The sequence below is a fragment of the Rhodococcus sp. H36-A4 genome (assembly GCF_027158005.1).
In the GTDB taxonomy this organism is placed as follows: domain Bacteria; phylum Actinomycetota; class Actinomycetes; order Mycobacteriales; family Mycobacteriaceae; genus Rhodococcoides.
On sequence record NZ_JAPVLQ010000002.1, the window covers coordinates 448,931 to 462,347 of the forward strand.

Annotated in this window: 9 protein-coding genes; 6 read left to right on the forward strand and 3 right to left on the reverse strand. The window is 60.7% G+C overall.

All coding sequences use genetic code 11. The annotated features are described in order from the left end of the window. The first annotated feature begins 21 nt into the window (after positions 1-21). The 5 genes from O1W68_RS07025 (at position 22) to tgt (ending at position 7,990) form a co-directional block, all read left to right on the forward strand. Positions 22-645: a TetR/AcrR family transcriptional regulator gene (locus tag O1W68_RS07025; RefSeq protein ID WP_269302181.1), complete on the forward strand. Its 624-nt coding sequence runs from the start codon at positions 22-24 to the stop codon at positions 643-645. Between the two features lie 11 nt (positions 646-656). Continuing rightward, a complete protein-coding gene (locus O1W68_RS07030; protein WP_269302182.1) occupies positions 657-2,975 on the forward strand; it encodes an MMPL family transporter in 2,319 nt (772 codons plus the stop codon). Positions 2,976-3,058: 83 nt separating this feature from the next. Next, positions 3,059-4,789, forward strand: coding sequence for an ABC transporter ATP-binding protein (locus O1W68_RS07035; protein ID WP_269302183.1), 1,731 nt, complete (start codon positions 3,059-3,061; stop codon positions 4,787-4,789). Between the two features lie 23 nt (positions 4,790-4,812). Further along, the gene (locus tag O1W68_RS07040; RefSeq protein WP_269302862.1) at positions 4,813-6,744 is read left to right on the forward strand and encodes an ABC transporter ATP-binding protein; all 1,932 of its coding nucleotides are present in this window, start codon (positions 4,813-4,815) and stop codon (positions 6,742-6,744) included. Next, entirely contained in the window at positions 6,725-7,990 is a 1,266-nt protein-coding gene (gene tgt / locus O1W68_RS07045) for a tRNA guanosine(34) transglycosylase Tgt (RefSeq protein ID WP_442972293.1), read from the forward strand. The genes O1W68_RS07040 and tgt overlap by 20 nt, the downstream gene beginning before the upstream one ends. On the opposite strand, the gene O1W68_RS07050 is transcribed toward tgt, so the two are convergent. Both O1W68_RS07050 and O1W68_RS07055 read right to left on the reverse strand, forming a co-directional pair. Beyond that, positions 7,987-8,652, reverse strand: a complete 666-nt coding sequence (locus O1W68_RS07050) for a pyridoxamine 5'-phosphate oxidase family protein (RefSeq protein WP_269302186.1) — start codon at positions 8,650-8,652, stop codon at positions 7,987-7,989. The two genes, tgt and O1W68_RS07050, sit on opposite strands and share 4 nt — an antisense overlap. 3 nt (positions 8,653-8,655) lie before the next feature. Further along, the gene (locus tag O1W68_RS07055; RefSeq protein WP_269302187.1) at positions 8,656-9,399 is read right to left on the reverse strand and encodes a MerR family transcriptional regulator; all 744 of its coding nucleotides are present in this window, start codon (positions 9,397-9,399) and stop codon (positions 8,656-8,658) included. 253 nt (positions 9,400-9,652) lie between these two features. Here O1W68_RS07055 and O1W68_RS07060 point away from each other — a divergent pair, with 253 nt between their 5' ends. Next, positions 9,653-11,548, forward strand: coding sequence for an alkyl/aryl-sulfatase (locus O1W68_RS07060; protein WP_269302189.1), 1,896 nt, complete (start codon positions 9,653-9,655; stop codon positions 11,546-11,548). A 36-nt stretch (positions 11,549-11,584) separates the two neighbouring features. Here O1W68_RS07060 and O1W68_RS07065 read toward each other — a convergent pair whose 3' ends face one another. Continuing rightward, entirely contained in the window at positions 11,585-13,327 is a 1,743-nt protein-coding gene (locus O1W68_RS07065) for an alpha/beta hydrolase (RefSeq protein ID WP_269302191.1), read from the reverse strand. Between the last annotated feature and the right edge of the window lie 90 nt (positions 13,328-13,417).

The following is a 13,417-nucleotide window of genomic DNA, read 5'->3' on the forward strand; positions in this document are numbered from 1 at the left end:
AAAGTCCGTAGTTTAGGTGGAGTGACTGTTCCCAACACCGGCCTTCGTGACCTGAAGAAGGCGGCAACCCGCGATGCTCTCGGTCTCGCGGCTGTCCGTCTCGGTACGGCTCGGGGACTGGACGCGGTCACAGCCGACGCCATCGCTGCCGAGGCTGGCGTATCCACGCGGACATTTCACAACTACTTCGCCAACAAGGAAGAAGCTGTCCTCCATCACATCGAGACATCTGCGCTCGAGTGGTTCGGCATGCTTCGTGCGCGGCCGGCGGAGGAGCCGATCTGGGAATCGCTGCGCTACATCGCGGTGTCGATCGTGACCGATCCCGAGCGTGATCTCGGCGAGACGTTCGCGGCCGCACAGCTCATCGAATCCAATCCCGCCGTGATGGCCCGCAAGCTCGAGATTCATCAGTCACTCACCCGCGTACTCGGCGAAGCGATCGCGCAACGAACCGGCACCGACATCGAGACCGATCTCTATCCAAACCTGCTGCAGATGGCCGTCGGCGCCGCTGTCGTTGCAGCGCTGACCCTCTGGACCAACGACACCTCGGGAATGCTCTCACCCAAACAGCTCGTCGAGGATGCATTCGATCAACTGCAAGCAGGCCTTCCGGCCCCGAATACAACGAAAACGAACTGAGGAATCAACCAGTGGCCACCTATCTATACCGAATCGGCAAGTTCGCTTACCGACGAAAAGGCATAGTCATTGCCCTGTGGCTCGCAATTCTGGTGCTGGCGGGCATCGGGGCGTCGACCCTTTCGGGGCCTACTGCCAACTCGTTCAATATTCCGGGCACGCCCGCGCAGTCGGCACTCGATCTACAGTCCGAGCGATTCGGCGACGCCGAAGACCCGTTGACAGCCGTCTCCGCGAACTACGTCTTCGCAGCGCCTGACGGTCAAAGCCTCGACACGCCTGCGTACACCGCAGCGATCGATGCCACCATCGCCGAGATCGACAAGATCGCCGACGTCGAGGCCTCGGTCAAGCCAGGCGGAGAGAAGCCGCTGGCCGGCCCGGTTGCAGGCAACAAAGCAATCGTCGACCAGTACAACGAACTCGCAGCCAAGGACGGCACCGCTCCCGACGTCGCGGCCGCCAACGCCGCAGCGCTGTCGCCGTTGAGCCCGGAGGGCAACATCGGCACGCTCGATGTCCCGATCGTCACCGAGCTCGCCGACGTCACCGACGATTTGCGTACCGCACTCGACGATGCTGCTCGGCCGGCACGCGATGCGGGCCTCACCGTCGAACTCGGTGGCAGTGTCGCCCAGGATGCGTCCCCACCGGGCGGGACGTCCGAAATCGTCGGCCTGGCCGTCGCCGCTATCGTGCTGCTCATCATGTTCGGGTCGGCCGCCGCGGCCAGCCTTCCGCTGATCACTGCCATCGTGGGCATCGGTATCAGCAGCCTCGCCATCACCACCGCGTCCGGCTTCGCCGATCTGTCCTCGTTCACCCCGATTCTCGCGGTGATGATCGGCCTCGCGGTCGCCATCGACTACTCACTGTTCATTCTCGCTCGATATCGGCATGAGCTGACGCTCACCGATGATCGGGAGGAAGCCGTCGGACGCTCCGTCGGAACGGCAGGCTCGGCCGTCGTGTTCGCCGGCGCAACTGTGTTGATTGCGCTCGTTGCCCTGCGCGTCGTCGGGATTCCGTTCCTGTCGCAGATGGGTCTGGCCGCTGCCTTTGCCGTGTTCACTGCAGTGCTGATTGCGTTGACCTTCCTGCCCGCAATGCTCGGCCTCTACAAGGGCAAGGCTTTCGCAGGCAAGATCAAGTTCGTCAACACCACCGACCCCGAGGATCCGAACGCGACGCCCACCAACGGCCTTCGTTGGGCACGCTTCCTGGTCAAGCGCCCAGCTTTGGGTCTCATCGGCGGCATCGTGCTCCTCGGCGTCATCGCAGGCCCGACGACCGGACTCTCGCTCGCACTGCCGAGCATTGCCACGGCCGACCCGGCGACATCCGTGCGTAAGGCTTACGACCTCGAAGGTGAAGGATTCGGACCGGGCAAGAGTGGCCCGCTTCTGACCATCGCCGACGCCACCGACGTGGCCGAGGACGATCGCACCGCTGCTTTCCAGAAGGTCGTCGACGCGATCTACGAACAATCCGATGTGTCCAACGCTCAGGTCATCGCGGTGAACGAGGCCGGCGATACCGCTCAGATCATCGTGACACCGTCCAGTGGGCCGAACAGCCAGGAAACCAAGGACCTCGTCGAGAACCTGAGGGCTGCGGAATCCGGAGTGAAGGAGAGCACCGGCGTCTCCTACGGCGTGACGGGTCAGACCGCACTCGAGATCGACGTCTCCGAGCGTTTACAGGACGCGTTGGTGCCGTACCTGGCAGTGGTGGTCGGACTGGCGTTCGTGCTGCTGATGCTGGTGTTCCGCTCGATTCTGGTGCCGTTGACGGCCACGATCGGCTTCTTGCTCAGCGTTCTCGCCACGTTCGGCGCCACGGTGTTCATCTTCCAAGAAGGTGGCCTGGGGTTGATCAGTAACCCGCAACCGATCGTGAGCTTCATGCCGATCTTCCTCATCGGCGTGGTGTTCGGGCTCGCGATGGACTACCAGGTGTTCCTGGTCTCTCGAATGCGCGAGGAGTACGTGCACGGCGCAACTGCGAAGGACGCCGTCGTGAACGGGTTCAAGTACGGCGCACGCGTCGTCACCTCCGCTGCCATCATCATGATCTCCGTGTTCGCGGCCTTCATGGCCGAACCGGACTCGTTCATCAAGTCGATCGGCTTTGCCTTGGCTGCCGCAGTCTTCTTCGATGCATTCGTCGTCCGCATGGTCATCATCCCGTCGGTGATGGCGCTTCTCGGCGACAAAGCGTGGTGGTTGCCCAAGTGGCTCGACAAGATTCTTCCCGACGTCGACATCGAAGGTGCCAAGTTGAACGCAGCCAGGCCGAAGGCCAAGGAGGAGCAACCAGTCACGGCTTGAGTCGAGATCGGCCGAAGGTTGCCTCGTACACCCCGAAAAGTGTGGAGACTGTTCTATATGTGCACGAGTAACCTTCGGCCGTCATGCTGATTCCACTGCTGAAGACCTATCTGGCCCCGTACAAGCGTTCGATTGCGGCACTGGTGGTGCTGCAGTTCGTGGCCACGGCTGCCTCGCTTTACCTACCGCGACTCAACGCGGACATCATCGACAACGGCGTCACTCGCGGGGACACGGACTACATCGTGTCCACCGGCATGTGGATGCTGGGTGTCTCGCTTGTTCAGATCGTCTGCTCGGTCGCGGCCGTGCTCATCGGTGCGAAAGCTGCCATGGGTGCCGGTCGCGATCTGCGGAAGTCCATTCTGCATCGCGTCGGAACATTCTCGGCACGTGAAGTCGGGCAGTTCGGCGCGCCGTCGCTCATCACCCGCAACACCAATGACGTGCAACAGGTCCAGCTACTGATCGTCATGGGCTTCACCATTTTGGTGATGGCGCCGATCATGTGTATCGGTGGGGTGGTGATGGCGCTTCGGGAGGACATCGGTCTGGCCTGGATCCTGCTGATCGCGGTTCCCGGACTGGCAATCTCGATGGGACTCATCGTCGTTCGCATGGTGCCGGGGTTCCGGTCCATGCAGATCCGTATCGACGCAGTCAACCGCGTACTCCGTGAGCAGATCACCGGCATCCGCGTCGTCAGAGCTTTCGTGCGTGAGCGATTCGAGATCGATCGATTCGCCGTCGCCAACGACTCCTTGACCGATGCCGCGCTTCGTGTCGGTCGGTTGATGGCCCTCATGTTTCCGACAGTGATGCTGATCAGCAACGTGACCAGCGTCGCGGTGATCTGGTTCGGCGGCCATGCCATCAACGACGGAACCATGGAAATCGGTTCGTTGACAGCGCTTCTCAGCTACATCATGTTGATCCTGATGTCGGTCATGATGGCGTCGTTCATCGCGATGATGGTGCCGCGGGCGTCGGTATGTGCCGACCGCATCAGCGAGGTGCTTGCCACCGAATCTTCGGTCGTACTGCCTGCCGCCCCCAAGGCGTTCGTGACGACGCCCGGCCGTGTCGAGCTGCGCAACGCCGAATTCTCCTTTCCTGGAGCGCAATTCCCCGTACTGAGCGGTGTCGACCTCGTCGCCGAACCAGGCAAGGTCACCGCCATCATCGGCGGTACCGGATCGGGTAAGACCACACTGATCAACCTGATCCCCAGACTCATCGACGTCACGGCGGGGCAGATCATGGTCGGCGGCGTCGATATTCGCGAACTGGACATCGACATCCTGAGATCGGAGATCGGCCTCATCCCGCAGAAGCCGTACCTGTTCTCCGGAACCATCGCCACCAACCTTCGATACGGCAAGTCCGATGCCACCGACGAAGAACTGTGGGAGGCGCTCGAGATCGCGCAAGGTGCAGATTTCGTCCGAAAGATGCCGGACGGCCTCGAGACCGCCGTCGCGCAGGGGGGAACAACCGTATCCGGTGGTCAGCGTCAGCGGCTCGCGATCGCACGGGCCCTCGTGCGACGTCCGAGCATTTACCTGTTCGACGACTCGTTCTCCGCGCTCGACCTCACCACCGATGCCAACCTCCGAGGCGCGCTGAAACCCGTCATGAAGGATGCCTGCATGATCGTTGTTGCACAACGCGTCTCGACCATCGTCGACGCGGATCAGATCCTTGTGCTCGACGACGGCAGACCGGTTGGGCTCGGTACGCACGAAGACCTCGTCATCACGTGCCCCACCTACGCCGAAATCGTCGACTCGCAGCATGCGGTGGCAGCATCGTGACGAAGCCTGCTACACAGCCTGTACTGACGAAATCCCCATCGGCGGAGCCGGCAGCAGGACGTCCCGGCGCACCCGGTGCACCTGGAGCGCCCGGAACGAAGGCGCTGAACTTCAAGTCCTCGCTCAAACGACTACTCGGACTTCTGAAGCCGGAGAGGACCTTGCTGTCGCTGATGCTGGCGTTCGCCGTCGTGAGCGTCGTTCTGACCGTCGCCGGTCCGAACATCCTCGGGCACGCAACCAACTTGATCTTCAACGGTGTCGTCGGAAACCAGCTCCCCGCCGGCCAGACCAAGCAGGAAGCGATCGACGGACTTCGTGCGCAGGGTCAGGGAACCTTCGCAGACCTTGTGTCCGGAATGGACGTCACCCCTGGCGTCGGGATCGACTTCTCGGCCGTCGGGAAGGTTCTGCTGTTCGTACTCGCGCTGTATCTGGCGTCGGCGGTGCTCGCCTGGGCCCAGGGATACATCCTCAACATCGCGCTCCAGCGCACCGTGCGCAATCTGCGTGACAGTGTGGAGCGCAAAATTCACCGACTTCCCTTGAAGTACTTCGACTCTCGAACCCGGGGTGAGTTGCTCAGTCGTGTCACCAATGACATCGACAACGTCTCCACCAGCCTGCAGCAGACATTGAGTCAGTTGATCACCTCCGTGCTGACCGTGTTCGGCATCTTGGGGATGATGATTTGGATCTCGCCGTTGCTCGCTTTCGTTGCGGTGCTGACGGTTCCGGCTTCGTTCGTTGTCACAGCCGTCATCGCCAAGAGATCGCAGCCGCACTTCGTCGCCCAGTGGAAGCACACGGGGCGGCTCAACGGGCAGATCGAGGAGACCTACACCGGTCACGAACTGGTCAAGGCATTCGGCAGGCAGGCGGAGGTCGAGCAGGAGTTCGGCGACCGCAACGACAAACTGTTCGAGTCGAGCTTCCGGGCACAGTTCATCTCCGGAATGATCATGCCCGCCATCATGTTTCTCGGAAACATCAACTACGTGATCATCGCCGTCGTGGGTGGGTTGCGAGTTGCATCGGGCACGCTGAGCCTCGGTGAAGTACAGGCATTCATCCAGTATTCGCGTCAGTTCACCCAGCCGCTGACGCAGGTCGGTTCGATGGTGAACCTCGTCCAGTCCGGCGTCGCTTCGGCCGAGCGGATCTTCGACCTGCTCGATGCCGACGACGAGGATGCAGATCCAACCGAACCTGCCGTCCCCGTGTCGAATCTCGGCCGCGTCGCCTTCGAGAACGTCTCGTTCCGCTACAACGAGAGTCAGCCGCTGATCGAGGACCTTTCGCTGGTCGCCGAACCCGGCCATCTCGTTGCAATCGTCGGGCCTACGGGTGCGGGCAAGACGACATTGGTGAACCTGATCATGCGGTTCTACGAACTCGACTCGGGCCGAATCACCATCGATGGCATCGACGCCCGCGCTATGAGCCGCGATGAGCTACGTGGACGGACAGGAATGGTCTTGCAGGACACCTGGCTGTTCGGCGGAACGATTCGCGACAATATTGCCTACGGAGATCCGAACGCGTCGGAGGAAGAGATTCTCGAGGCGGCGCGAGTCAGCTATGTCGACAAGTTCGTGCACTCTCTGCCCAACGGCTACGACACGATCATCGACGAGGAAGGAAACAACGTCAGCGCCGGAGAAAAGCAGCTCATCACCATCGCCCGCGCGTTCCTGGCCAAACCGCTGATCCTGATTCTCGACGAGGCGACGAGCTCGGTCGACACGCGCACCGAGTTGCTGGTGCAGAAAGCAACAGCAGCGTTGCGTAGCGACCGCACCAGCTTCGTCATCGCGCACCGACTCTCGACCATCCGAGACGCCGATCTGATCGTCGTCATGGAGGAAGGCCGGATCGTCGAGCAAGGCGATCACGACTCGCTCGTCGAGTCGGGCGGGGCGTACAACAGGCTGTATGCGTCGCAGTTCGCCTAAGGTTGGTCGAGTGAGCGCTCCAAACGATCCCTTCTTCGACATAGACAGCCGTCTCGACGGTCAGCTCGGTCGAACCGGTACCATCCACACCCCCCACGGTGACATCGCTACCCCGGCCTTCATTGCCGTCGGCACCAAAGCGACCGTCAAAGCGGTTCTGCCAGAGGCGATGAAGGAGCTCGGTGCCCAGGCCGTACTCGCCAACGCGTACCACTTGTACCTGCAGCCGGGCTCGGACATCATCGACGAGGCAGGTGGCCTCGGTAAGTTCATGAACTGGGACGGGCCGACCTTCACCGACAGTGGGGGCTTCCAGGTGATGTCGCTCGGTGTCGGTTTCAAGAAGGTCATCTCCATGGACGCGAGCCGTGTGGAGTCCGACGACGTCATCGCCGAAGGTAAGGAGCGTCTCGCCCACGTCGACGACGATGGCGTCACCTTCAAATCACATCTCGACGGATCGAAGCATCGATTCACGCCCGAGGTGTCGATGCAGATCCAGCATCGACTCGGCGCCGATATCATGTTCGCCTTCGACGAGCTCACCACGCTGATGAACACCCGTGGCTACCAAGAACTATCGGTCGACCGAACCCAAGCATGGGCCGTCCGGTGCGTCGAGGAGCACGAGAGGCTCACCGCAGAACGCGTCGGGAAGCCGTATCAGGCTTTGTTCGGTGTGGTGCAGGGCGCGCAGTACGAAGATCTACGACGCAAGGCCGCACACGACCTGGAGACGATCACCGGTGAGACCGGGCGAGGTTTCGACGGCTACGGCATCGGCGGCGCACTCGAGAAGCAGAACCTCGGGACGATCGTGCGTTGGGTGAACGAAGAACTGCCCGAACACAAGCCGCGTCACATGCTCGGTATCAGTGAGCCGGACGACTTCTTCACTGCCATCGAGAACGGCGCCGATACCTTCGACTGCGTCAACCCTTCTCGCGTCGCACGCAATGCAGCAATCTATGTCCCAACAGGACGTTTCAACATAAATACGGCAAAGAATCGTCGTGATTTCACACCGATCGACGAACACTGCGACTGCTACACATGTGGGCACTACACGCGGGCCTACATCCACCACCTGTTCAAGGCGAAGGAAATGTTGGCCTCGACGCTGTGCACCATTCACAACGAGCGATTCACCGTGAAACTGGTCGACGATATCCGAGCGTCGATAAACGAGGGACGGTTCGAGGAGTTCAAGACCGAGTATCTCGGTCGCTTCTACGCAAAGCGCTAGCCGGTAGTCCGTTTGGACTGGGCAAGTTGCTCTTTCAGATCTGCGATCCGCTGGAGCAGCTCGGCTTCACGTTCTGCCGCCTTGCGTTGGTACACCTTCGACAACTCGGAGAGGTATGCCTTGTCGTATCGCGGAATGATGCTGCGCGAGCAATTCCAGTCGAACGCCTCGACGTCGATGACGATGCTGCGATCGGACTTCGCGGCAACGGTTCGAGTTCCCAGATCCTTGAGCCTTGCCAGCAGCTCGGGGTCGGCGTCCGCTTCGATCACACGTGCTCGGCCGTAGAGCTTGAGTCGCTGGCGCAGTGGATAGTTCACCAAAAATAGCGCAACGCGGCCGTCGTGATCGATATTCGACGTGGTCACATATTGGTTGTTGCCGGCGAAATCAGCGAATCCCAGCGTCGAATCGTCGAGTACCTGAAGGAAACCCTGTGGGCCACTGCGATACTGAATGTACGGCCAGCCGGATTCGGCGACTGAGGCGATGTGAAACTGATCGGCCTCACGGATGATGAGTTTCTCTCGGGTATCCAGCGGCATGGGGCCGTCGTCGGCGCGTTCGGTCTGTGAACCGTACGCGGTGTAGCTCCCGGTCGCGGTCTGCCGCTCGATGGTGGAAGGCCCGAACATCAGATGGTGATAGTGGTTGTTGGGCATGGCTCAGGCCTGGTCCTGATGCTCAGCTTTTTGTTCCATAGCTTGGGCGAGGTAGTCGCCGAGTTCGCGCCCGAGGTTCTCGTCGAGCGCTCGCGCGAGGGTCGCGTTCACCGAATGAACGGCGAGCTCACGCATCTTGACCAGCATGTCCGCAGTGGCACCGACTTCATCGTCACCCGGCAGCCAGCCTTCGCCGTGCACGTCGGTGATGTGTTTCTTTGCGGTACCGATCATATCTTTGGCGATGCCGTCGACGGCGGCGTGAATGCGCTCGTGGACGTCGATGAGCTGACCGATCGTCAAACCGTACTCGGACAGTGACGAGAAACTTCCGAGGAGTTCCGGATCGGTGAAGACGCAGGTGTCGCCCTCGACTCGTGCAAGGCCGAGTGACTGTAGGCGCGTCAGTTGGCCACTGTCACCCAGGAATTCGTCGACGAGCGAGAGTGGAACCTCGACGGTGTCGTCCTTCGACCATTGCTCGGTTACTGCATTCTGCAAGCCGAGTACTTCGGCGAGATCCTTGCCGTTCTCCCAGCCGGTGATGAAGTCGCTGATATGGCTGGTGGTGAATCCACGTTGAAGAAGGAGATCGATGAGCCGCAATCGTGCGAGATGTGAGTCGTCGTAGATCCCGACGCGCCCGCGTTTCTCCGGCGGCTGAAGAAGTCCCCGCTCACGGTATGCCCGGACGTTACGGGAGGTCGTGCCCGCGGCATGCGCAAGATCGTCGATCCGATATTCCACCGAAGATCCTTTCGCTTACCTGGCTGCTTTGTACACCGTAGCGCGGCTGACTTCTGCGGAAGTCGATGCCTGTGACGAGTAGTTCTCGGTGGTATCGATCTCAGGTCACCCGAATGGTGTGAGGTGGAGATCGTTCGAAGTTAGTACTGTCGAACGAGGTCCTGTTTCACTCTTCGGTCGCGACCGCACAGGTATGCCATCACCACGGTCGAGGTCCTACGGAAGCAGGAGACGGTCGGACCGAAAGGAAGCTATGTCCACTGACACCGGCGCTACACCAACGGTGCGAGCCGTGCACGAAGACGCATTGCGCACCCTGCCCTTCTCCGACGAGCAGGACTTCGCGGATGCAGATCGGGGGTTTGTCGCTGCGCTACAGCCCGGCGCCATCACCGATGCTGCCGGGTCTGTTGTCTGGGACTGCGATTCTTTCGCGTTCCTCGAAGACGCGTGTCCACCGACAGTGCATCCCAGCTTGTGGCGTCAATCGCAGCTGTGCGCCAAACAGGGTTTGTTCGAAGTGTGCGATCGGGTGTACCAAATCCGAGGTCTGGATGTTTCGAATCTGACGTTGATCGAGGGTGACCGCGGGGTCATCGTCATCGATCCGCTGATCTCGGCGGAGACAGCAGCGGCAGGACTCGCTCTCTACCGGGCCCATCGCGGCGAACGTCCTGTCACCGGTGTCATCATCAGTCACAGTCACATCGACCATTTCGGCGGTATCAAGGGTGTCACCACCGTGGAGGACGTCGAGGCCGGCCGGTGCCCGGTAGTGGCGCCTGCCGGATTCGTCGAACACGCTGTGGAAGAGAACGTCTATGCGGGAACAGCAATGGCTCGCCGTGCAGCCTATATGTATGGAGCTGCGCTACCGCGCAATCCTCTGGGGGCGGTGGGGGCAGGTCTTGGTTTGACGACGTCGACAGGTACACCGACGCTGATTTCGCCGACTGTCTCCATCGACCGGTCAGGTCATATGGAGACAGTCGACGGTGTGCGGATCGAATTCCAGCTCACACCGGGAACCGAGGCTCCGGCGGAGATGAACTTCTACTTCCCGGATCTGCGCGCCTTGTGTATGGCCGAGAATGCAACCCATACCCTGCACAATCTATTGACTCTGCGTGGCGCTCTCGTACGCGATCCGCATGTGTGGTCCGTATATCTCACCGAGTCGATCAACCGGTATGCATCCACATCGGATGTGCTGTTCGCTTCACATCATTGGCCCACCTGGGGGACGGAGCGGCTGACCGAATTTCTGGCACTCCAACGCGATCTGTACGGATATCTTCACGACCAGACGGTGCGGCGGATCAATCAGGGGTTGACGGGTACCGAGATCGCTGAAGAAATCGAGTTGCCTCCAGCCATAGCTCGCGCCTGGCACACCAGGGGTTACTACGGATCGGTCAGCCACAATGTCAAAGCCATCTACCAGCGGTACATGGGATGGTTCGAGGGCAATCCAGCTTTGCTGTGGGAGCACACTCCCGTCGACTCCGCAGTACGGCACGTCGACTTCATGGGTGGTTCCGCGGAAGTGCTCCGGAAGGCGCGAGAGACGTTCGATAGTGGCGACTTTCGCTGGACTGCGCAGGTTTTGAACTATGTACTGTTCGCGGAGCCGGACAATTCCGACGCCCGTACTCTTCAGGCCGATACCTTCGAACAGCTCGGATTCGGCTGTGAGAACGGCACTTGGCGCAATTTCTACCTGATGGGTGCATACGAGTTGAGGCTTGGCAACGTCGGCACACCGATCGTCGCTGCTGCCCCCGACATACTCGGCGCGCTCACTGTCGGGCAGATTTTCGACGCCATCGCACTGCGTGTCGACGGGCCACGGGCGTGGTCGGCCGACATCGTGCTGGACTGGGACATCACGGACGAAGAGCTGGTCCACCGAACGGCGTTGCGTAACGGCCTTTTGGTTCACTTCGACCTTGATCACGATGCACCTCGAGGAGACACCGTTTTCCACCTGACCCGGCCTGACCTGATCGGTATATTGCTCGGCGGGATGGACCTCAGTGCAATGATCTCGGACGGAAAGGTACGCGTCGACGGCGATCCGAGCCTGCTGGCGGAATTGGCAAGTTACCTCGACGCGCCCGATCCGAACTTTGCGATAGTGACGCCGTGACTTCGAGTTGCGTGTCAGAAAGAATATCTACGCTGCTCAGTTATCGAGCTCCGTAAAAATACGGTCCGACAGTTCCTGGTTATCGATGCCGAGGATCTGGTTCCAGAAGTAGACCGCTTCTGGGCCGTAGGCGTGGCCGTGGCCGTACGGAACCTCGGCAGCGAACACCATGTCCAGGGTGACCTGCCAGAACGAGACAAACGGCACCCAGGTCATACCCTTGTCGATGTCTTCGCCGCGTGGCTCGTCGAGCCAGTCGGGTTTGTTGAGGAGCAGGCTCGGTGACCACCACACGATGGGATCGCTTGCATGCTGCCAGTACACGATGCGCGGCGAATCCCACTCGCCGAGCCCCGGTGCATCAAGGTCGGCGGGAGTCGAGGCAAAGCGTACATTTTCGCCACCGTAAACAACGGGCAGGATTTCACGACTACCGGGATCTCGGGAATCGGTGATCTGCCGCCACTGCTCGGTGAAATTGGGGGTGCCGACGAATAGGGCGCCGTCAGTTCGGGCAATGATGTCTTGGGCGCCGGAGAATGCATCCTGCGCGCCATACGAACCCAAGGACTCCCCGAACACCAATAGCTTGGGCCGCTGCTCAGGGGGTTGCTTGCTCCACCGGGCGTACACCGCTTCGAACAACGCGCGCCCGGCAAGCTTGGGTGTCTTCCGATCCGCAAGGAATGCCAAGGGACTCGGCAGGAACGAGTACTGCATCGCCGCAATCGCAGAATTGCCGCCGGACAGGTATTCGAGTGATGCAGCCACATTCTGATTCACCCAACCACGCCCGGTGGTGGTGGCCACTGCAAGATACTCTCGATCGAACGCGCCGGTCCGGTCGAGCTCGGCGACAACATTGTCGGCAAGTGAGTCGACGACGTTTCGGCTCTCGTCGAGACCATCGGCGTCTACCGAAACTCGACCGGCGTACACCCGGATCGGCTCGAGCGCAGCAGCTCCTGTAATTTCGGCGATTTGTGCCGCGTCCGGTCCGTCTGCCACGAACGTCCGGCCTTCACGCCCGAGCGAATCCCAGCTCTCGAGCGACTCCGGAGACCCTGAGCGTTCTGGCGAAGTAGGCTGAACCACTCCGTCGGCTGTGCCCTTGTCTGCTACGGCGGCAGAACCATTGGCGATACGCGAAATTCCCGTCGAGAGAATGCCTTCGATCATGAGCACCACGATCACAGTTACGACGAGCGCACTGACGCCCAGCGCAATGGGTGCGGGTAGGAATCGATCGACGAATCGGTCGAGTAGGTGCACGAGCTGCCGAAGACCGCGTCCGATGAGTATGCAGAGCAGGAAGACCACTGCGCCGACGGCAAATACTCCAAAGTAGTCCCAGTTGCTGCCAGGCTCGATACCAACCAGTTCGCGGGAGATGTCCTGCCACCACGATCCGAGTACGAGAAAGGAGGGAATCACGACCAGAGCCACGATTCCGATCGTGATCCAACCGGCCCGCTGCCATCGCGGTGTCCACTGTCGGGTCAGCCCACATTTGTGGAGGAGCCAAAGAACCAGGACTCCTAAACCGTAGCCGATCGCCGCACTCACGCCGCTGGCAACAGCCTGGAGGCTCCAGGGGCGTGGTAGCAGTGACGGGGACATGGACCAGCAGTAGAACGCCAGGGCGAATATCAAACCGATTGGACTGAACCTGGCCAGCCAGTGTCGAGCCCGTCCGAAGCGAACCTTGTTCGGTGGTTGGTTGTTTTCATCGAGGGGCGCGTGCTCGACGTTCGGAGCTTCTTCTGTGGAGGCGGGCATCTCTTGGCTCCCTGATCGATCGCGTTGGTGCTTGCCTCACAGTAGGCGAGTATCGGTAATCATACGGATCGAGGGGAAGGATGGCGTGGT

What these genes read in the sequence shown, in the direction of transcription:
- O1W68_RS07065 (WP_269302191.1), bottom strand. Translation starts at nt 13,327, where the DNA reads ATGCCCGCCTCCACAGAAGAAGCTCCGAACGTCGAGCACGCGCCCCTC.
- O1W68_RS07050 (WP_269302186.1), bottom strand. Translation starts at nt 8,652, where the DNA reads ATGCCCAACAACCACTATCACCATCTGATGTTCGGGCCTTCCACCATC.
- tgt (WP_442972293.1), top strand. Translation starts at nt 6,725, where the DNA reads ATGCGTCGCAGTTCGCCTAAGGTTGGTCGAGTGAGCGCTCCAAACGAT.
- O1W68_RS07060 (WP_269302189.1), top strand. Translation starts at nt 9,653, where the DNA reads ATGTCCACTGACACCGGCGCTACACCAACGGTGCGAGCCGTGCACGAA.
- O1W68_RS07035 (WP_269302183.1), top strand. Translation starts at nt 3,059, where the DNA reads ATGCTGATTCCACTGCTGAAGACCTATCTGGCCCCGTACAAGCGTTCG.